Annotated in this window: 16 protein-coding genes and 1 pseudogene; 4 read left to right on the forward strand and 13 right to left on the reverse strand. The window is 53.2% G+C overall.

The features are described from left to right. Positions 1–38 precede the first annotated feature (38 nt). Positions 39–971 carry a carotenoid biosynthesis protein gene (locus SMC3_RS06850; protein ID WP_119088213.1) on the forward strand — a complete coding sequence of 311 codons (933 nt, stop codon included), beginning with the start codon at positions 39–41 and terminating at the stop codon, positions 969–971. Between the two features lie 73 nt (positions 972–1044). Further along, on the forward strand, positions 1045–2097 hold the full coding sequence (gene rlmN / locus SMC3_RS06855) for a 23S rRNA (adenine(2503)-C(2))-methyltransferase RlmN (RefSeq protein WP_119088212.1): 1053 nt from the start codon (positions 1045–1047) through the stop codon (positions 2095–2097). A gap of 72 nt (positions 2098–2169) precedes the next feature. Here rlmN and SMC3_RS06860 read toward each other — a convergent pair whose 3' ends face one another. The 13 genes and pseudogenes from SMC3_RS06860 to SMC3_RS06920 form a co-directional block, all read right to left on the reverse strand. Next, on the reverse strand, positions 2170–2628 hold the full coding sequence (locus SMC3_RS06860; protein ID WP_119088211.1) for a ribonucleoside-triphosphate reductase: 459 nt from the start codon (positions 2626–2628) through the stop codon (positions 2170–2172). 282 nt (positions 2629–2910) lie between these two features. Continuing rightward, a complete protein-coding gene (locus SMC3_RS06865; RefSeq protein ID WP_119088210.1) occupies positions 2911–3444 on the reverse strand; it encodes a hypothetical protein in 534 nt (177 codons plus the stop codon). Between the two features lie 165 nt (positions 3445–3609). Next, positions 3610–4290 (reverse strand): hypothetical protein, encoded by a 681-nt coding sequence (locus SMC3_RS06870; protein ID WP_119088209.1) that lies wholly within the window; start codon positions 4288–4290, stop codon positions 3610–3612. Between the two features lie 99 nt (positions 4291–4389). Beyond that, on the reverse strand, positions 4390–6405 hold the full coding sequence (locus tag SMC3_RS06875) for a hypothetical protein (protein ID WP_119089961.1): 2016 nt from the start codon (positions 6403–6405) through the stop codon (positions 4390–4392). 547 nt (positions 6406–6952) lie between these two features. After that, a complete protein-coding gene (locus SMC3_RS06880) occupies positions 6953–9616 on the reverse strand; it encodes a stalk domain-containing protein (protein WP_119089962.1) in 2664 nt (887 codons plus the stop codon). A gap of 351 nt (positions 9617–9967) precedes the next feature. Next, the gene (locus SMC3_RS06885; RefSeq protein WP_119088206.1) at positions 9968–10453 is read right to left on the reverse strand and encodes a hypothetical protein; all 486 of its coding nucleotides are present in this window, start codon (positions 10451–10453) and stop codon (positions 9968–9970) included. Positions 10454–10579: 126 nt separating this feature from the next. After that, entirely contained in the window at positions 10580–13219 is a 2640-nt protein-coding gene (locus SMC3_RS06890; protein ID WP_119089963.1) for a stalk domain-containing protein, read from the reverse strand. A gap of 557 nt (positions 13220–13776) precedes the next feature. Continuing rightward, positions 13777–14034, reverse strand: a complete 258-nt coding sequence (locus tag SMC3_RS06895) for a hypothetical protein (RefSeq protein WP_119086953.1) — start codon at positions 14032–14034, stop codon at positions 13777–13779. A gap of 360 nt (positions 14035–14394) precedes the next feature. Then, on the reverse strand, positions 14395–14943 hold the full coding sequence (locus tag SMC3_RS06900) for a flavin reductase family protein (RefSeq protein ID WP_119086952.1): 549 nt from the start codon (positions 14941–14943) through the stop codon (positions 14395–14397). 69 nt (positions 14944–15012) lie between these two features. After that, the gene (locus tag SMC3_RS09760) at positions 15013–15474 is read right to left on the reverse strand and encodes a TM2 domain-containing protein (RefSeq protein ID WP_119086951.1); all 462 of its coding nucleotides are present in this window, start codon (positions 15472–15474) and stop codon (positions 15013–15015) included. Between the two features lie 445 nt (positions 15475–15919). After that, positions 15920–16852 (reverse strand): DUF4829 domain-containing protein, encoded by a 933-nt coding sequence (locus tag SMC3_RS06910; protein ID WP_119086950.1) that lies wholly within the window; start codon positions 16850–16852, stop codon positions 15920–15922. 445 nt (positions 16853–17297) lie between these two features. Then, positions 17298–17855, reverse strand: a complete 558-nt coding sequence (locus tag SMC3_RS06915) for a putative immunity protein (RefSeq protein ID WP_207798958.1) — start codon at positions 17853–17855, stop codon at positions 17298–17300. A 32-nt stretch (positions 17856–17887) separates the two neighbouring features. Beyond that, positions 17888–18028, reverse strand: a pseudogene (locus tag SMC3_RS06920) (type I restriction-modification system subunit M N-terminal domain-containing protein); the annotation flags it as partial. Positions 18029–18396: 368 nt separating this feature from the next. Here SMC3_RS06920 and SMC3_RS06925 point away from each other — a divergent pair. Together SMC3_RS06925 and SMC3_RS06930 are read left to right on the forward strand one after the other, a co-directional pair. Next, positions 18397–19665 (forward strand): MFS transporter, encoded by a 1269-nt coding sequence (locus tag SMC3_RS06925; RefSeq protein WP_119086948.1) that lies wholly within the window; start codon positions 18397–18399, stop codon positions 19663–19665. Further along, positions 19662–20228: a Chromate resistance protein ChrB gene (locus SMC3_RS06930; protein ID WP_119086947.1), complete on the forward strand. Its 567-nt coding sequence runs from the start codon at positions 19662–19664 to the stop codon at positions 20226–20228. Before SMC3_RS06925 ends, SMC3_RS06930 begins: the two co-directional genes overlap by 4 nt. The last annotated feature ends 16 nt before the right edge of the window (positions 20229–20244 follow it).

Consider the following 20244-nt stretch of genomic DNA (forward strand, 5'->3'; position numbering starts at 1 on the left):
GCTGGCAGCGAATCGAATGACGGGCTGAGGAGGCTGGCATGGGCACATTTACGTTCATTCCCACCTGGATAGTCCAGGATATCATTGTGTACCTTGTGGCCACCATAACGGTGGTGTTCATCATCAGGCATGAGAAGCACCCGGTGTCCGTGATCCTGGAGTTTATCTGTTTCGTGCTGTTCTACGCAGCCGTCTTCGAGAACTTCGCAACACTGATGGGCTGGTATGGCTACGGCCGTTCGGTCCTGATGATCTTCAACGTGCCGGCCTCGGTACCTGTCATGGAGTACCTGGTCGTCTACAGTGGGCTGAGGCTGGCAGATGCGATGAAGATACCAACATGGTGCAAGCCGATCTTTGTCGGTGTGATGGGAGTATTGACCGATTTCTCGCTCGATCCGCTCGCGGTCAGCCAGAGGTTCGCCACCCATGAGGGCACAATCGGGCGATGGACATGGTACCCCGGTGCCGCTGACATTCGGATCCACAATATCCCCATCTACAACTTCACGGGCTGGTTCTTGCTGTGCGGCTTCGCAGCTGCTTTGCTCGTGCTGGGACGGTGGTGGCACAAGAAAACCGGATACAATGCCACGATCGGCTTCGTGTATCCGCCTCTTGCCATGCTGCTTTCGCTTGGTGTTCTGGTAAGCCCACTTTCAAGTTTCCTGCTGTGGCTGGCGCCCATCTTCAAGAAGGGTGGAATCACGGAAGTCATCATGCTCTGCTTCGCATTCACGCTCTTTATAATGGTGATGGTCATCTGGCGAGGCAAGATGAAGAAAGGGCTATCGCTGCGCGAAGACTACCCGGTCCTGATGATATTGATCGGTTTCCATGTCTGCAATGTGCTCTTTGCCGTCATCGGCGGCTACTGGAACATCCTCCTCATCACGCTCCCATTTGCAGCACTACACATCCTGCTCATCCTGTACATCTTCAGAAGAGGCTTCAGGTTCGAACGGACGTGAGGCCTCCCGTCTGACTCCACGTCCTCTGCACAAACACCTCAAAGAATCTGCGAAAGTGGGCTATAGTTAACGTATGGACTTGGATAAACTTCAAACCACCTTAGAAGAGCTGGGACAACCTGCGTATCGTTTCAAGCAGATCAAGCTGGCCATGTACCGAGACCTCAAGGAAGGGTTTGATGCCATCGAGAATATACCCATAGCATTGAGGCAGGATTTGAATCGGCTCTTGCCTTTCAACGAACTCATCCTCAAGACGGAACAGAAGTCCCTTGATGGTTCAGGTAAGAACTTGTTCTTCACGCGCGACGATCTCGCCATAGAGAGTGTTCTCATCAAACACGGAGACGGCAGTCGCACGGTGTGCGTCTCCACCGAGGCCGGCTGCCAGATTGATTGTTCTTTCTGCGCTACTGGACACTTGGGTTTCAAGCGAGTTCTCTCTCCGTCTGAGATCGCTGAACAGGTGCTGTCCTTTTCCCGCGAGCTGAAAGCCAAAGGAGAAAAGGTCACCAACGTTGTGTTCATGGGCATGGGGGAACCTTTTCTCAACTACGACAATGTCAAGAAGGCCATTCTGCTGTTGAACGACAAAGATGGCTTCAATCTGGGACAACGACGCATCTCGGTTTCTACGAGCGGTATTATTCCGGGTATTGAACGTTTTGGAGCTGAAGACTGGCAGATCAATCTGGCGATTTCCCTGCACGCTCCCGACAATGCCTTGCGTTCCCGGTTGATGCCCATCAACAAGACGTATCCTTTGGAGAAGTTGATGCCCGCTCTCGATGCGTATGTCGCAAAAAACAACAGACGACTCATGATCGAGTACCTGCTTCTCGGGGGGATAAACGACAGTCCTCGACAGGCTGACGCCTTGGCCGATCTCATCCATGCTTACGGGGAGATTCTTCGCCTGAGCGTGGTGAACCTGATCATCTACAATCCCACCAAAGACAGTGATGGCCACTGGGACAGATTCCGATCCCCAAGCCTGGCGGCTTTGAGAGCATTCGAAGAGATCCTGACCAAAAGGGAGATTGCCTGGACCCGCAGAGCCAGCTTTGGAAGTGATATCAGCGGAGCTTGCGGGCAATTAGCTGGTGAAGTGAACTCTACGCATTAGTGCGGTGTCACAGTCTAGCCATAGAGCTTCTCTATGGTCTCAATCATTGTTTTGTTTCTTTTTCCGTAGTTACTATTTCTTTTGCAGAGCTCCTTCATCCAGAACAAACTCTATTTGGTAACCAAATTTATTGGCGGTTTCTGTTGCAAAGTCTTTTACTTCATTCCAATTGAAGCTATAGGTATAATTCTTTCCAAATAAAACAGATTCTTCTTCTATTGTTCCTCTTCTGGTACCATTTTTGGTATTGTATTTCTCCACCTTGAACCCAAATCCTGGAGTTGAAAATGTTTCATCATCTCCACTTCCCATAGTCATACCAGAACCTCTTTCATCCAGGATCTCAAAAAAATAGACCTTCTTTTCACTGTCGTTTACTTTTATTCTACACCTATAGGTTAGGACTTTCTTTGACAAGAAGACCTTTCTTTCTGCTATTATGCTCGTCAGTAAGAGACTTCTGTCTCTCTGCTCCAAAAAACTGCCAGGAAAACTGAACTTCTTGCTAAGAAACTCTTCTTTCATTCCCATAGAGCACTCCTCACTCCTATTACCAGTATTTTGTCTATGTCGTGCTGTCTTTTGCCTTTCCATGTGCCTAGCTGCTCCCTTCGGCACCAGCTAGCAGAGCGTCAACGCCGCCGCCAATTTCAAGCACTCGTGTAGCCTCATCAACGAATTGTAGTCACTGGAGGAGGCAAAACAAGAGAGACAGGGGCGGGGCGTCGTCTGAGAGTATTTCTGATCGAGTGTGGCGCCGTCAACGCACCGTAGTCGTACAGTGTCGCAGCGGAGATCATTCTCTCCACTACCTTAGTTCCCCGCCGAAGCTTGCTTGAACTGACTTGCAGTAGTAACGTAGACAAAAGGGTAATCTTGCCAACCTGGCTGGAGGACTCCGGTTACATCGTATTTCCCTCCGACGACGATCTGCGGATATCCGTCGCCCTTGTACACTATCGTACCGTTGGAAAGCTTGTCCGCCTTCTCCGACAAAGGAACACAGAGATAGAGGAATACTTTGTTTCCCGGCTGCAGCTCCCCAAATGGAATAGGAGGCATAATCTCCCCTCTGATAGTCCTTGTATCAAGAACTTCACGAACTGTCATGGTGAGAGAGAAATTCGCAGGGTACTTTCCTTCTCCCTTGAAGATCGACAGAGCAACGGTGTTTCCATAGGGTGACACAACCGTTCCCTCCACAGCCGTGGTTGTCAAGTCATCTCCGACTGGAACATCAATCGTTCCAGTGACTCTCGGTGAGCAACCCGCTACAAGAATCACAGCAAGCAGAGCGCTCATAATCATCGCAACGATTGAACAGGATCGTGATTTGGTTGTTCTCATACTATGCACCTCCAACACGTACGTTCGACGAGACTGGTGGATAGGAACCTGGTCATCCAACCGTCAGCGCACCGTATCAGCACGGCATCGCAGCGGAGATCGTACCCTCCACTACAAGTGTAACGCGGTGGAGATGTTTTGGCTGACGCCAGAGTGAGCCGCGTGTTACCAATTTCTGTTCTCCTTGATTCCCGAGTAGACACGTGCCGCCACAGTTTTCATCCACACCCACGCTCGTTGAGGCACGACATACGGGATGCCCAGGAACATCAGCAGCCAGAAAACTGGCATGGCGAGAAAGCGTGGAGTGATGAGCATAAGCAACACCAAGTATGGCCAGGGCATAGCCGCAAGGTACAGGAGATACCCTACCGGAATGACTCTCGCAAGTGACATCCATGGGGAGTAGATCATTCCCAGGAGGTAGTAGAATGCTGCGTTGAACTTGGAGATGGGCAGCTGTGTGGGATAGAACGAGGGGAAGGAGGAGGAGATGCCTGTGGAGGTTCTAGCGGCGAGTTCAATGGCCTTCAGAAGACTGCCGTGGCTGGCTATGGTCGCACAGTGGTAGAATCCTCCCGCAAGGGCCGTCGCCACAAGAATGACAGCAACGAATCCCTTGAGAAACAGTCGCGAGGCAGGATAGTGCCGCAAAGCGATGACCAGAATGATTGTTGCGAGAACGGGAGACCCAAAGTACGCCAGATAGGCTGCGTATTTCCACATTGTGTAGCTGCGTATGATTCCAGCGGGGATGCCAAACGCCATCAGAACAGCGAACCAGCAGAGCACAACCATGGTGAGTCTGGTTCCGATACTTATTTTGTGAAATTGCATTGTCTTCATGCTATGGGCCCACCAACAGGCACCCTCTATCGATGCAACGCGACAAGCATGTACGCGTGCCATATTGGTTCGGCGTCGCAACGGGATGATCTCATCGCATCAGCGAGGCTTTAGCACGTTATACAGCGTGACCCAGTTCGAAGTACTGGTGCCGCGCAGTCCCAAGGTCGTGCTATATTCGAGCGCGTCCGGACCGATCCACACAGGTGGCAATGTGGTGAGAGGAAGCGAACCGATGCCGTGAGTGTTTCCAGTGATAATATCGTACAGGAACAGCTTCGGTGCAACCGTTCCAGCATCAAGTAGGTTGTCCCAGCTACCATATGCTACAGTGTTGGTTGTCGGATCAAAAGCAACGCCAATGTTACCAGCCTCGTTCTCGAGAGGAATGGCTGTCTTGGCCTCATATCGCGTGACCGATACATGGTCGGGAGAATTGCTGTCGAAGGAAGCCTGGACGAAGCCTGAGGCAGCCGGCATGAAATGCGTGTATGACGTAAATATGTAGGTCAAGACAGGGGATTGGCTTTGCGACATATGTGCTACGACCCACCAACCCTGATCTCCCCATTCCGGGCTCAGGTCGTAGTAGCCCGTGCGATCGTCGGCTTTGATCGTAGAAATGATCTTCTTGTCTTCGAGCGACCAGAGGTCCAGTGTCTTGGCCCATCCTGGACTGGCGCTCCCGGCTTTTTTCATGGCGACGGCAGCAAAGCGCCTGTCCGGAGAGATGGAGAACATGCCTATGCTGCCGGCAACGGTAAGGACGACGGTGGGCTTCGATGTCTGGCTACAGGAATATATGTGGGATACGTCATCTCTCAGCGTGAAATAGGCAAATCCGCCACAATATTGAATGGCAGACGGATTTGCCGCATCCAGCGTTCCAAGAGATGCATCAATCGTACGCCATACCTTGCCTGTAGTATCATTCTTGTTGCGCCAGTCCAGTGCCCTGTACCTCAAAGTCATTCCGTCTGGCGTGAACAACTCCACGTTCTCATAGGATGTGAGGTTGTCGTCGGACCTCTCGGATGCGGCCGAGGCCAGAAACTCAGCTTTCGTAGAGGCTTGAGCAACGGTTGCTCTGATCGAGCGCACGTCATCGAGGAAGGTGGCCGCAGGAACAAAGTCACTCGGCCGGGCTTGTGTTCCCTCATCCGCATATACTTGAAGAGTATTGACATTGATGATTCCAGCAGCATCCACATCAGCGGCAACTTTGATCATGTAAAGCACTTCGGCCGACGTGGTTACAGCCGAATTGACAGATCTGCGCCAGTCGGCAATGTCGTCTTCAACTGCTTTCCTGGAGGCAGCGGAGAGCGTGGTGGCATGGTCATGAAGGTACTGGAGTTCTCCGGCAACCATCGGCTCAGCGTCCGGGGACCCATTGTCCGGGGCATCCATTATACTGATGCCCATCCTGACTTCCATTTTGCCCGCTTGAATCTGCTTGCTTCTGAAGGTGATGACGGGGTCGGCGGTCGCGTGATAACCCTTTGTCGTTTCTGCCTGATCAGCAAAGGAACGTGCAGCCGTCATGAGTATCTGTTTGTTGCTCGCATCGGCGGCTGTTTGCGCGGCTGTTTCCACACACGCTTGCTTGAACTCAAGTGCGCTTGGAACATAGACATACGGGTAGTCCTGCCATCCAGGCTGAAGGACTCCGATGACGTCATACGACTGTCCGGCAACAATCTTGGGATACCCGTCTCCGCCATACACAATGCTTCCGTCGGAGAGCTTGTTGGCCTTGGACGAGAGTGGCTGGCAGAGATAGAAGACAACAGTGGCATGTTCTGGATCTTGCGACCACAAATCCGTTGGCGAAGTTATTTCGCCACGAATTGTCCTGGTGCCCTCAATACTCATGACCTTCACCGTGGCCGAAAAGTCCGTAGTGTCTGGAGTCGTCCCATTCTGGATGAAAGCAGGTATACTGTCACCGTAGAGAGCCCCACCATTAAGTAACTGCGTTTCCAGATCGACCTCAACGGGAACATCAACTGTTCCAACGGTTCTCGGCTTGCAACCTGCCAGTAGAACTATGGCAAGCAGAACGGTCAGGAATGCTGCGGTCGTCGAACAGATTCGCGATTTCGTTGTTGTCATACTGTGCGCCCTCCTACAGGTGCTCTCAATCAGTGCGACGGATGTATCCAAGATCCATACGGCTCGCAGCACGATCGTACCTTCTACAATAAATATAATACGGTAGTGATGTTTTGACTAACCTGGGCGACGTGCAGACGCTACTTGAAGGAACAAGTCGTCATCACCATGGACTCTGATGCAATCTCTGACCCCACCATTCACCGCCACTAGTATCTGCGACTAAAGTCGTGTAATTGCGGGTCCGCAAACCCGCATGGTTGCGTAGGGCATTTAGAATTACACGACATTACTCAAGGCGCAGAGTGCTGACAATCTGTCCGAACTGACGACAACTTGAGGACAGTTTTCGAGCAGGAATGGCAAGAACGTCAGTCGGACAGATGCGTCATCGCGAATCAGGGAAATCGGCAACGAATCGGGAATTTGGGGGACGAACACGGTTTTTTGGAACGAACTGGCAACATGGATGGCGAAGTTGCGGCGGTCATAAGAAACAGCGTAACTCCGGTCAGGATCACTGACCGGAGTGCGGAGTCACTCTACCCTACGACTTCGCTGTTATCGTGATCGTGTGCGCGGTCCCGTCCCATTGGACGTCCAGCCCGAGCGATTCCGCCACGAACCGGAGAGGGAGGAGAGTCCTCCCGTACGAGATGACCGGTACAACAGCGGGATTGGTGTCGATGCTGACCGACTTGCCGTCTATCTCTGCAGCGTTCTTTCCGATCCACAGGTCCACTGTCATGCCGTTCCTCACAACAGTGACCTTCTGCTCCGCCGCATCCCAGGCGATGCTTCCTCCAAAGACTTCAGTAATTATCCGTATGGGGATGAAGGTACGCGAGTTGAAGATGGCGGGGGCTGCGTCGATTGGGACTTGCTTTCCGTCTACCGAGATCGTCGTGCTCCCGAGCGTCAGCTTCATGATGCTTCCCGTGTTCATGACAAAGGAGGCCGTGACTGTCTTGTCGGTGTCCATCGTGATGGTTTCGGGATTCTTCGTGCCAGACAGGTCCCCTGACCATCCGGTGAAGGAATAGCCGGTGGCAGGAGTGACGGTGAGAGTAGCCGCTGTTCCGGCTGTGTAGGAAATCGCATCGGGGGATCTGACGACGGACCCTCCCGCAGAAGGGGATGTCACGGCCGTCAAGGTATGGGATGAGGACATGTTGTAGCTGAACACGCCGTGCCAGGTGCAGGCATATAAAGTAGCAGTAGCCGGGTTAACGACAAGGGACGTAACCCCTTGATGGAGACCGGTGTCCGTCCAATTGGCCCCACCGTCCGTCGAGCGGATGATGCCGGTATCGCCGGCAGCGTAGACGGTCGTGGGCGTTGCGGGGTCGAGGACAATGGCGTAAAGGTCGATGCCAAGGAGCGCATCGCCGGCAGCAAGGGCTACAGTCCACGTGTTGCCGCCGTCGATGGAACGCAGGATCCGGCACCGTGTTTGCTGATAGTAGGTATAGGCAGAGGCTGCATACATGATCGAAGGATTTGCTGGATTGATCGCCAGTGCGACAACGCCGTCCCCGCCTTCCGGTCCCATCTTGATGGGCATCAGGGTCCAGTGGTCGCCGCTGTCTGTTGAATGATAGAAGTAGCCATCACTGAGATACAGCGTCGTATGGATGACAGGATTGATGGTCAAAGACTGAAATCGGTATTTGTGGTCGAAGCCGTTGTTCATGGCAGTCCAGTGGTCGCCGCTGTCCTTGGAACGGTAGACACCGCCGGCGGCATCTGCACCGTCAACATAGACATACAAGGTTGCCGGAGTGACCGGGTCAACGATGATGCGCAGAATTTCATAGACGGTCTTGAACGTTGTTTTCTTCGTCCACGTTGACCCACTGTCGTTTGATCGGAAGACTTCTTTTGCAGTGCACGCATAGAGAATAGTGGGAGTCTTCGGGTCGATGGCGATGTGGCTGACAGAGCCAATGGTGGACGTTGAGCTCGCCGTGTGCCACGTCATGCCGCTATCGTGGGAGTAGAGAACGCCATTGACGCAATTCTGATACATGATGGAGGGAGTGATGGGATCGACGACAAGATCTCCAACCCTCTTTCCGCCAGTGAAGGCAACTGGGAAATTCACCTTTGTCCAAGTGGTGCCGCTGTTGGTGGAACGGAAAAGGCCAGCATTGGTGCCGGCATACAGTGTCGTGGAGAGTCTCGGATCAACGACAAGCGAATTGGGTGTCTTGTTGGTAAGTCCGCTGTTTATGCCACTCCATGTACTACCGTTGTCTGTGGATCGAAAAACGCCGAGGTCGTTGGTACTGGCATACGCAGTGGCAGGAGCCTTGGGACTGATGGCGAGACAGAAGGACGAAGTCCAGTTACCTCGGCCGAAGTGCAACGATTTCCAGGTATTGCCGCCATCCACGGAGTTGAAGAGGCGATCCTGCGAATTCGCAACGCTTGCAGTGCTGCTGGCGTACAAAATCGTAGGGGTCCGGGGGTCGATGGCAAGAGAAGTCGCATCGTAGCCGGTGAGACCGGTGTTTATCGCCGTCCACGTAGCGCCGCTGTTCGTAGATCTGAGGACGCCATTGTAGTCAGCTATGACGTACAGCGTGGTGGGGGTCTTTGGATTGATGACAAGAGACTTGACGCCACTTTTTGTCAGGCTGGTATTCATGCTTTTCCATGTGCCACCGTTGTTGGCAGAGCGGAAGACACTATAGCCGGTAACAACGTACAGGGTGGTTGGAGTGAGGGGATCTATGGCAACGGACTCAACGCCCGGTTGAACTGTCTCAGCAGGAATGATGCCGCACGCTGTCCAGGTGGTGCCACCGTCAACGGTTCGGAAGAGGCCTTCATTGGTGCCGGCAAACATCGTAGAGGGGGATTTCGGGTTAATGGCAAGGCAAGTCATGTTGCTGAAATCAGAAACAATGCCGAAATAGTCCGGCACACTGGAGAATCTTCCGTTTATCGCTGTCCACGTAGCGCCGCTGTCTTTGGAGCGGAATAAACCTTCTGCCGTGGTAGCGTACAGGGTAGAAGAATGGACGGGATCAACGGCAAGAATGGAGACGCCGCCATCATACATCGGAAGCTGTTTCCAAGCATTCGCATCTGCTGCCTGAACAGCAGGAGCGCCCATCAGAACACCCGAGAAGCTCAGAGCAAGACACAAAGCCAAAACCATCATGGTCGTAGTAAGTGAGTAATCCCGTGCTTTGACTGTTGCCATGTTATGCGCCTCCAACACGTGCCTTCGACGAGAGCGGTGGACTGAAACCCGGTCACCAGAGCCGTCAGCGCGTGGTATCCATACGACGTCGCAGCGGAGATCATACCCTCCACCACAAGTGTAACGCCGTGGCGATGTTTTGACTAACTTGGGCGACCGGGCGACGTACAGACGCTAACCGAGCCAATATATCGCCATCACAGAAAACGCTGACAATCTGGATGGGTTGATGACAAACGGAGGGCGGTTTGTGGCTGAAAGTGACAGAAACGTCAGTTCAGCAGCTGTGTCACCACAAATCCGGCAAGTTGGCCGCGAATCGGGAAATTGGAGAAAGAACCGATGTCTGGATTAGAAGGCGTGAAATGAATGTCCTTGCAGGATCTTGTCTACCTCTTCCCAGCCCGTGATATAGGCATAGTTGTACCTCGGCGGCAGCCCGAATACATAGGTGCTGTTGCGTCCAAGCTCGCTTGGTCCTATCGGTGCAGCGCTGATGTAGAACTTCTCCTGCTGAATCGCATTCCACTGAGCGAGCGTGAAGACCATGACGGGAATATCCTGGCGTGGATCTTTGGTTGTCCAGGCTGGATGCCTGATGAGGATCTCAGGCCCGTGCTCACTCGCCACCTGGCCGTTTGGCCCATTCGTATACCCCGTCCACGTTTGGTCAATGACGGAGTACCCTTTCCATGTCGATGGCAGCGAAACATAGAAACCATACTGAGCGTTCCGATATTGAGTCTTGTCGAATGTGACGATCACTACCAAAACAACTGCGGCTATGACTACAACGCACAGCGCCGATAGAAGCGCTCGTTTTGACACTGTTCTCATGTGGTCTTCTCCTATTGCCTGAAGAGTAGTATCTATAACGGAGTATATCGACGAATTGGGAATTGTATCACGCAGGCGCAACCCCGGTCATTGATATTGACCGGGGGCGCGTAATCATTTTATCTCTTACGACTTCGCTGTTATCGTGATCGTGTGTGCGGTCCCATCCCATTGAATGTCCAGCCCAAGCGACTCCGAGACGAACCGGAGAGGCAGGAGAGTCCTTCCGTACGAGATGACCGGTACAACAGCGGGATTGGTGTCGATGCTGACCGACTTTCCGTCTATCTCTGCAGCGTTCTTTCCGATCCACAGGTTCAGCGTCGTACCGTTCCTCACAATAGTGACCTTCTGCTCCGCCGCATCCCAGGCGATGCTTCCTCCAAAGACTTCAGTAATTATCCGTATGGGGATGAAGGTGCGTGAGCTGAAGATGTCGGGGGCTGCGTCGATTGGGACTTGCTTCCCGTCTACCAGGATCATCTTACTGCCGATCGTCAGTTTCATTAGGCTTCCCGCGTTCATGACGAAGGAGGCTGTGACTGTCTTGTCCGTGTCCATCGTGATGGTTTCGGGATTCTTCGTGCCAGACAGGTCGCCTGACCATCCGGTGAAGGAGTAACCGGTGGCAGGAGTTGCAGTAAGAGCAATTGTTGTGCCCACAGCGTAGGAAACCGCATCGGGGGACCTGACGACCGAGCCTCCCGCAGAAGGGGATGTCACGGCCGTCAAGGTATGGGATGAGGACATGTTGTAGCTGAACACTCCGTGCGAGGTGCAGGCATACAAGGTGGCAGCCCCCGGGTTGACGACAAGGGAAGTGACCCATTGATGCAGACCCGTATCTGTCCAGTGGTTCCCGCCATCGGTTGAGCGAATGACACCAGTATCCCCAGCGGCATAGATGGTCGTGGGTGTTGCAGGGTCGAGAACAATTTCCCAAAGGTCCATGCCAAGAAGTGGAGAGTCGGAGTCAAGCGCTATGGCCCACGTGCTACCGCCGTCGGTGGAACGCAGGATTCGGCACAATATCTGTTGAAAGTCGCCATAGGTGGAGGCTGCATACATGATCGAAGGATTTGCTGGATTGATTGCCAGTGCGACAATGCTGTCCATCTGATCCGGGCCCGTCTTGACGACCATCGCAGTCCAGTGGTCACCGCTGTCTGTTGAGCGATAGAAGTAGTCGGCCCCGAGATATAGCGTCGTATGGATGACAGGATCGATGGTAAGAGACGAGACCATCATGCGTGTGAGGCCAGTGTTCGCCGCCGTCCAGTTAGCGCCGCTGTCTGTGGAGCGGAAGATGCCAGCATCGGTTCCGGCGTACAAGGTTGTTGGAGTAATGTGGTCGACGATCAGGCAGTTAACCCCATTTGTACACGGTAGAGTGGCTTCTGCTGTCCAAGTTGCCCCGCTGTTTGTAGAGCGGAAGATCTTCTTCGCGACAGAGGCATAGAGAATAGAAGGAGTCTTGGGGTCGAAGGCGATATGGTTGACGTAGCCAATGGTTGACGTTGCGCTCGCCGTGTGCCACGTCATGCCACCGTCGTGGGAGTAGAGAACGCCATTGATGCAACTCTGATACATGGTGGTGGAAGTCTTCGGATCGACGATCATCTCCCCTACGACCTTTCCGCCGGTGAAGGCAACCGGGAAACTCACCTTTGTCCAGGTGGCTCCGCCGTTGGTGGAACGGAAGAGTCCGGAACTCGTGCCGGCGTACAGTGTCGTTGGGATCTTGGGATCACTGGCAATAGAATTGACCGTTCTGCTGGCAAGACCGGCACTTATCGTCTTCCACGTGTCGCCCTTGTCTGTCGACGACAGGACACTATTGTCGGTCCTCACATACAGAGTGGAAAAAGTCTTCGAACCAATGACGAGCTCGACGCGGGCCGCGTTATCAATATGCATGCTCAATGCTTTCCAAGTGCTGCCGCCGTTGACGCTTCTGAGGATGACGCGCCTGGAGAAGCTATTCACATAGCCAATTGCGTACAGGGTTGTCGAAGCCAGTGGGTCGATAGCAAAATAGGAAACCCCTTCCAGAGTAGAACCTTTGCCCAGTGTTGTCCAGGTCGCACCACTATCGATGGAGCGGCAGATATAGGATTGGGTTACGGTGTACACCGTGGTTGGCGTCTTTGAGTCGACAGCAATCTCCCAGCATATTTGGTTTCTTGTCAGTTCAGAGTTTATGTCCTTCCATGATCCACCGTTGTTGACAGAGCGGAAGACACCATGTCCATTGGTGCTGACGTACAGGGTGGTTGGAGTGAGGGGATCTATGACAACGGAAGTGACGGACGGTTGAGTTGTCTGAGCAGAAATGGTGCCGCACACCGTCCAAGTGGTGCCACCGTCAACGGTTCGGAAGAGGCCTTCATTGGTGCCGGCAAACATCGTAGAGGGGGATTTCGGGTTGATGGCAAAGCAAGTCATATTGCTGAAATCAGAAGTGTTGCCCAGAGCGCTGGGCGTGGTGGAGAACTTGCCGTTTATTGCCGCCCACGTGGCGCCGCTGTCTTTGGAACGGAACAAGCCACCTGCTGTGGCAGCGTACAGGGTGGAAGAATGGACGGGATCAACGGCAAGAATGGAGACGCCGCCATCATACATCGGAAGCTGTTTCCAGGCGTTGGCATCTGCCGCTTTCACGACAGGAGTGTAAACCAGAACACCCGAGAGACTTAGCGAGAGACACAGAGCTAGAACCATGATGGTCGCAGCAGGTGAGTGATTTCGTGCCTTGGTTGTTGTCATGTTATGCGCCTCCAACACGTACTTTCAACAGGGGCGTTGGAATGGAACCTGGACACCAGCGCCATCAGCTCGCCGTATCGTTGCGGCGTCGCAGCGGAGATCGTATCGTCTACTACAAGTATAACGCGTGGCGATGTTTTGACTAACTTGGACGATGGGCGACGCGCAGACGCTACTTGAAGGAACAAGTCGTCATCACCATGGACTCTGATGCAATCCAGTGTGGGCGTGAAATGCCAGTGCTTCAATGTCTGACTCCACCTTTCACCGCCACTAGTATCTGCACAATTAGAGTCGTGTAATTGCGGGTCCGCAAACCCGCATGGTTGCGTAGGGCACTCAGGATTACACGACATTAATCTTCAGGCGGCATGCTGAGGATCCAGTAAGGTCAATGACAAATTGAGGGACGTTTTCGATCAGAAATGGAATTTGAAAGAGAGTCTACGGCAAGTGCAAGGAATGGTCACGGATAGCAAGACCCCCGTAGGGATTACTGATCGGGGGCGCTTGCCAGTTGCTGGTCAATATGAACCGGCGTGCTCTGAGCGAGTTCCCTACAGGCGTTCAGCGTCCGACTTCTCGTCTCCAATATCGCGCGGAACCATACCTCCATATGGTTCGTGGTTGAGATACGTATCTTTTGACGCTGAGAAGACGGAGTTCTTCCTGATGACGTCTTCTTTGTCGTCGATGGAAAGGTACTCGTTCTCAGGGTCGTCTGTACGTCCGGCTCTATCGCGTTTCGCAATCAATGTAAGCAACACCGCGATGATAATGACTGCTGCTATCAAGAGTATCGGCCACCAGATCATGTCTGCCTCCCCCATGCTGTTCAAACGTCAAATAGAACGTGCTGAGTGCCTTTCGTCACGTGCATCACCCAGGCCCTCCTTCGGCGCAAGATATTGATGCAGCTGCGCCGTGCTTTCCAGTACTAGTGCATCATTGTCAACGTATTATAGCCGACGAGACAAACCAGACAATAGAGAAAGGGAAGGATGTAACACTCGGAACGCCCGTGAGCAATGGCATCGTCACCACCACAGACACTGGCCCAATCAACTGTAAATGGGATATTGCAACTCACCCACCCATGCCGCCGTCATCAATTACACGGCATATTGTCAAATTACACGACTCCAATTGTCGCGCCCACCGCGGGGAACTTTGTACTAGACCCCGTCAGGCACCTTCTCTTCCATCAAGCTGCGATAGTCGATGATTTCGGCGTCCACAGAGAAACTGCCGTTTCCGATGGCATGGCAGACTCTCTTCTCCGTTTTTCCTTCGTTGTACCAGACGCGGGTTGCTTCCAGTATTACAAGACCGTGTTTTTTCACATAGTCTACGACCTTGCATTCCAGAGCGGCAAGGCATTCGCCGATCAGCGGTGCCTTCACATCTTTTGCCGGAAGTGCGGTCAGATGGAACTTTTCAAACTTGTCCACTTCTGTACCGGAAACCATGCCGATGCGTACCACAGTCTCCAGCATTTCAACCGTAGGAACATTGATGACGCATTCTTTTGTTTCCAGCATGGTATGAAAAGAGTGGTTCCACGGGCCGGTGGAAATGGCAATGTGCGGGGTGAAGTCCATCACCATGTGCCAGGAAATCGTCATCACGTTGTTCTTGCCATGGTCGTTGGTGGAAACCAGCACGACCGGGCCGGATTCCAGAAAGGTAAATCCTCGCCGTTTATCAATTTCTTTCAATGGCATATTGAACCTCCGCTTACTTAGTCCTGCTCATAGGCACCGAGAGTTCGTTTGTGAGATACAACTTCCTTTTTAACGAATGGATTTGCGGAGTTCCTCGTTTTGGCGCATGACCTTCATCATTTGAACAAAGGCATCGTCCGTCATTCTCAGATAATGGATACCCTGTCCGATAGCAATTGCGCTCGGAATACCGGTCCAGGAGAAAAGCAGCATGAAGATTCCAGCTCTTGTATTTCCAAGGTAGAACTCATGTATGCCGAAACCACCGAGAAGGAGAGCGAGCATGGCAGCTGTTTTTCTGTCTTTGCCTTCGCCATCAATATACATAACGCTCGGATAGAGAAGCGTTGCAGCTGGCACTGGGACGAACGCGTCGTTATTGACACCGCAATATGGGCATTTTGCGAATGAAGGAGAATATGTGTTGCCGCACTTGGGACAGACGATCTTGTGCGTAACGGTGCATCTTGGACATGCATCATCAACGGCATTGTCGTACAGCTCATGGCAGTTCGGGCATTCAACAAGCATGTATTCCTTTCATGCATCTAGCAAGCAAGCGCGTTGTAACATCTCCACACAGGAAAGTATAGCTAGCGATCGTGAACACTGAAAGTGGTTAGAAAGGAGAGGGCCGTCCGTGCTCTTTTCATAGAGAATCCTCTTCTTGTGGTTTCTGCAACTAGAGTCCTGTGATTCCGTGTCCGCAAACCCGCATGCTTGCATAGGGCACTCAGAATTACACGATATTACTCCCGGGGCAGGTTGATGATGGGCCGACATGGCTGACAACACAGAAAGAGACAGAAACGGCAGAAGGGTCAGTTGGAGAGGGACGTCATCGCGAATCTGGCAAGTTGGTGGCAAATCGGGGAATCTAGAAATGAACACGGCTTTTGGGAAATGAACCGGGAAAACAGAGAGTGAACACCGGGGGTGTTAGTTCTGGTGACCGAATCGGCTATTCTCGTAACCTCTACCAATCATACCCACCACCACCCCAGTCATAAATAAGCCACGGCGAGTTTGCATTGTCTCTCTTGAGTAAATAGCCCCAACTAACCCTTCCTTCGTCTATGGATGAACTCTTTCCTTTCTTGTACTTAATCTCAAAGACCACGTTGAAGGTCTTGGTGCCGGGAGCCTCTTGTGAATGCCTCTCGTTGATATCTATCAGTTTCACATAGTCTATTGCATCAAAACCCCAATTTATGTTCTTTCTGTTCGGTGTCATGCGCTTTTCCATTTCAGCGAGGTTTTTCCCATTCCAGTATTTGAAGTACTCTTCGATGACCTTTCTAGCGGCGATGGATGATGGTTCTTGTGCAAATTGGTCGCTGGGACCATAGAAGAAGGATTCATTTGCTGTGTCTTGTACAAAGCAGAACGCGGAAGGAAGGTAGATAAGAGGAATTCCCTGCCAGTGAGGTTGGAGAATCCCTGTGACTGTGTAGGTCTGTCCTTTGATGATCGTGGGGGTTGGAACATCTTTCTGAGGGATTGCACTACTGTACGTCATGGTCCCATCAGGCGATCTGTCTGCTTTGTCTGAAAGCGGCTGGCAGAGATAGAAAACAACAGACAATTGCTTCTTCGAAGTCTGTCCAGCAAGGGTGACCAGGGCGGTAGTGTCTGCCCGCACCGTTCTGGTGTCGATGACATCCGTTACTTTGAAGGTAGCCTGAGTATTCATTATGTAAAGGCTCTTTCCGTCCAGGACAAACGCGGGAACGATACCCTTGCATGGAGTTGTACCCTTCTGAATATCTTGAGCCATGGTGTTGCCTTGAGGAACATCAACTGTACCAGTGGCAGCTTTCGGTGTGCAGCCAGCTGCAAGCACAAGTGCAAGCAGGATTCCCGTGAATGCCGTGATTCTTGAACTGTGTCGTGCGTTCGTTATTTTCATGCTATGCGCCCTCCAACAGGTGCTTTCTCGATCGAAACTCGGCCACTGCTATCATCATTGCGCCACATCGGTGCGGCGTCGCAACAGAGATCGCACCTTCTCAAATAAGTATAACGCAACAGCTATGTCTTGACTAATCTGGGCGCATAGACGTTGGCAAAGCCACTCGGCGTCTCTGAATGCAACGTAAGGAGAACGAGCCGAAGTGAGAAGAAGCACAGTCTGCCTGAAGTGGCTCTGGAAGCGTCAGAGAGAATGCTTTGGATCGAGCTACTTTGGTAGGAAATGCCTGACAACCAGCTTGTCGTGCCGCGCTCATCAATTACACAACTCCACTTCGATACCACACAACTCAATTCGATATTACGCAACCCATTTCCAAATCACGCAACTCTATTTGCACTCCCCAAGGGGAAGCGGAGCGTTGTCGGTATCGATTTTGATGTTAGGCATCCTGCGGCAAGGTCCGACTGCGGACGCCCGCATCCAGGGCATAGAGGAGCTTGTCCAACCGGCTGTTTCCCGCTTGACGAGCGGGCATCTGAAGCAAGACTTCGCGCACTTCCGAGGGGACGTGTTCGATCGCCCAGCGAACCTCGCCATCAGCGATGGTTGGATCGCCGGCGTGGTCAAGCTCCAGTGCCAGGGCAGCATAGGCCGCTGGACCGACAACGTGCTTGGTTTGGTGGACATCCACTAAAGGATGCGTGTAGGCGGACGATGCGGCAAGGCCAGCGGCGCGAGCGGCTGCAACTGCAGCCGGATCGCCGACCTCACGGGCAGCGGCCAGCGCTGCAAAAGCAAGGGAGCGCAGCTGAGCCGTGCGCCTTCCCCCACCGGCAAACACCCGGATGCCTTCAATCGCCGCCCGGGGTCGGGTATCTGAAACCGCATGCTTCTCAAACACCGGCAGCGCTCTTTCAGCGCAGTCCGCAGCCCAGTGCCCCAGGGCCCTGAGGGATTCCAGGCTCAGCGTGAAGTACGTGGATTCACGACCCATCATTCACCTCCTTACACTATGAATATTGCAGAGCTGAGAAAGACGAGGCCCAGGACGACATGCTTGTATTCTGCCGAGTCCATGCTACCGCGCAGACTGTCAGCCATGCTCCAGAGCTTCGATTCGAAACCCAGGTTTGCTCCCGTCGTGTTGTCCTTTGTCTTTCCGCGTGCCATGGTGCCCCCTTTGGCGTCAGTTATCAAGGCAGCCGCGCCGTACTTTCCAATACTAGTGCAGCATCATCAACGAATTGTAGCGACTGAAACAAGCCAAACAAGAGAGACTGGGAAGGAAACGATACCTGGGGTATTCTCGGAGCGATGACGTCATCGCTGGCGCAATCAGTGTTGGAGGCGATACTGAAGCTCATTCCGTCACTGCGGCCATCATCAATTGCCCGACTCTTTTGTCAAATCTCCCGACTTAATGTCAAATGTTCCGACTCTAATTGTCGCAACCATTGTCTCGTTCCGCCCTCTTGACGTCGTGTAACGGTGAATATACTGTAACGACAGTTACATATCCCCTGCGAGAGGTGCACCTTATGGAAGGCCCAAGTGAAGTGAACACGGGAGTGGAGACGAGCCAGGAGAAACCGCAGCGCAAGTTCTTCGGTCTCAGCCAGAACGTCTTCGTTTTCGGCTTTGTCTCGATGCTGACGGATTTCAGCAGCGAAGTCACGGTGAAGACGCTCCCATTGTTCCTGGCCAATGCGCTCGGCGTTCAGCCCGCGATCATCGGGTTCATCGAGGGGTTTGCCGAAACCACGGCGACCATCCTCAAATGGGTCTTCGGCTGGCTGTCAGATCGGCTCAAGAAGCGGAAGTGGCTGGCATTCACCGGATACGCCATCTCCAATATCACCAAGCCGTTTCTCTACTTCGTCAACTCATGGCCATGGGCAGCATTCCTGCGATTTGCCGACCGCACGGGCAAGGGGGTCCGCACATCACCCAAGGATGCTCTGCTGGCTGACTCCTCCGAGAAGAAGAAGATGGGACGTTCGTTCGGATACGGCAATTCGATGGATACCCTTGGCTCCGTGTTTGGTATGCTGGCGGCAGCAGGCATGATTGCAGCGGGCGGTTCGGCCATGGCAATGACGTTGACACGCAGCATTTACCAACGGCTCATTATTCTTGTCAGCGTTCCCGCCCTCCTTACGCTACCTCTCATCGCATTCTTTATCCGTGAAAATGCACCACGTGCAACCAACCACCGCACGTTGAATCTGTCCCTGCGTGGGTTTGACACGAGGTTCAAGCTATTCCTTGCCATTATGGTCATTTTCACTCTGGGCAACAGCAGCGATGCATTTCTCATGCTCAAGGCGCAGAGATCCGGTCTGGACCTTGTGCAGATCTTTCTGATGCTGGCAATGTGGAAAGCTGTCACGTCGGCGTTGTCCATCCCCGCCGGCATCCTGTCTGACCGCATCGGCCGGGGGCGTGTCATTCGCCTTGGCTGGCTGGTGTATGCGCTGGTCTACCTTGGCTTCGGACTCGCAACGCAGGGGTGGCAGGTCTGGATCCTGTATGCTATCTACGGCGTGTTTTACGCCATGACCGACGCTGTCGGTCCCGCGCTTGTTGCTGATATGGTACCAGAGTCTGAGAAGCGTGGAACTGCGTATGGAATCTACAACGCAGCTATCGGCGTCAGCGCCCTTCCCGCCAGCTTGATTGCGGGCATCTTGTGGCAGTACATCAACCCGAGTGCCCCATTCCTCTTCGGGTCCGTTCTTGCCTTTGTAGCCATGATCGCGCTGACAGTACTCATAAACTCTGGTAAGGAGACTGAAAGAGCAATATGAAGACTTGGCTGACGATTACATACAAGGTCCCCACAGAGCCCTCGCGCACGCGCGTGTACCTGTGGAGGAAGCTGAAGGAGCTGGGCGCGGTCTACGTCCAGCAGGGGGCCGCCGTCCTGCCGATGACGGACACGCTCCTCGCACAGGTACTCGTTCTCAAAGCCGAGGTGGTATCCAGTGGGGGAGAGGTTCTCGTCGGGAGGATGGAGTTCGTCGAGGAAGAAGACAATACACGCGTGATTGCTGCGTTTCAACTGCAGCGCGACGGAGATTACGATGAGATCGTGGAACAGTGCGAACGCCTGGTGTACGAGCTGGACCGCGAGACCGAGAAGGAGAAGTTCACGTACGCCGAGATCGAGGAAAACGAGACCGAGCTGACTCGGATCCACAAGTGGATGGAGCGCATCACTGCGCGGGACTGGTTCGCAGCTGCCGGCCATGCGCGCGCGGAGCAGGCAATCGAAGATGGCGAGAAACGCTCAGGCACGTACACCGAAGAGGTCGAGCGCCGCCTGGGTCATGCTATCGACGTCAACCTGCCACGAGGGGCACACTCCTGAACTGGAGGACGGAAGG

This window comes from Candidatus Cryosericum hinesii (assembly GCF_003570985.1).
Taxonomy (GTDB): Bacteria; Caldisericota; Caldisericia; order Cryosericales; family Cryosericaceae; genus Cryosericum; species Cryosericum hinesii.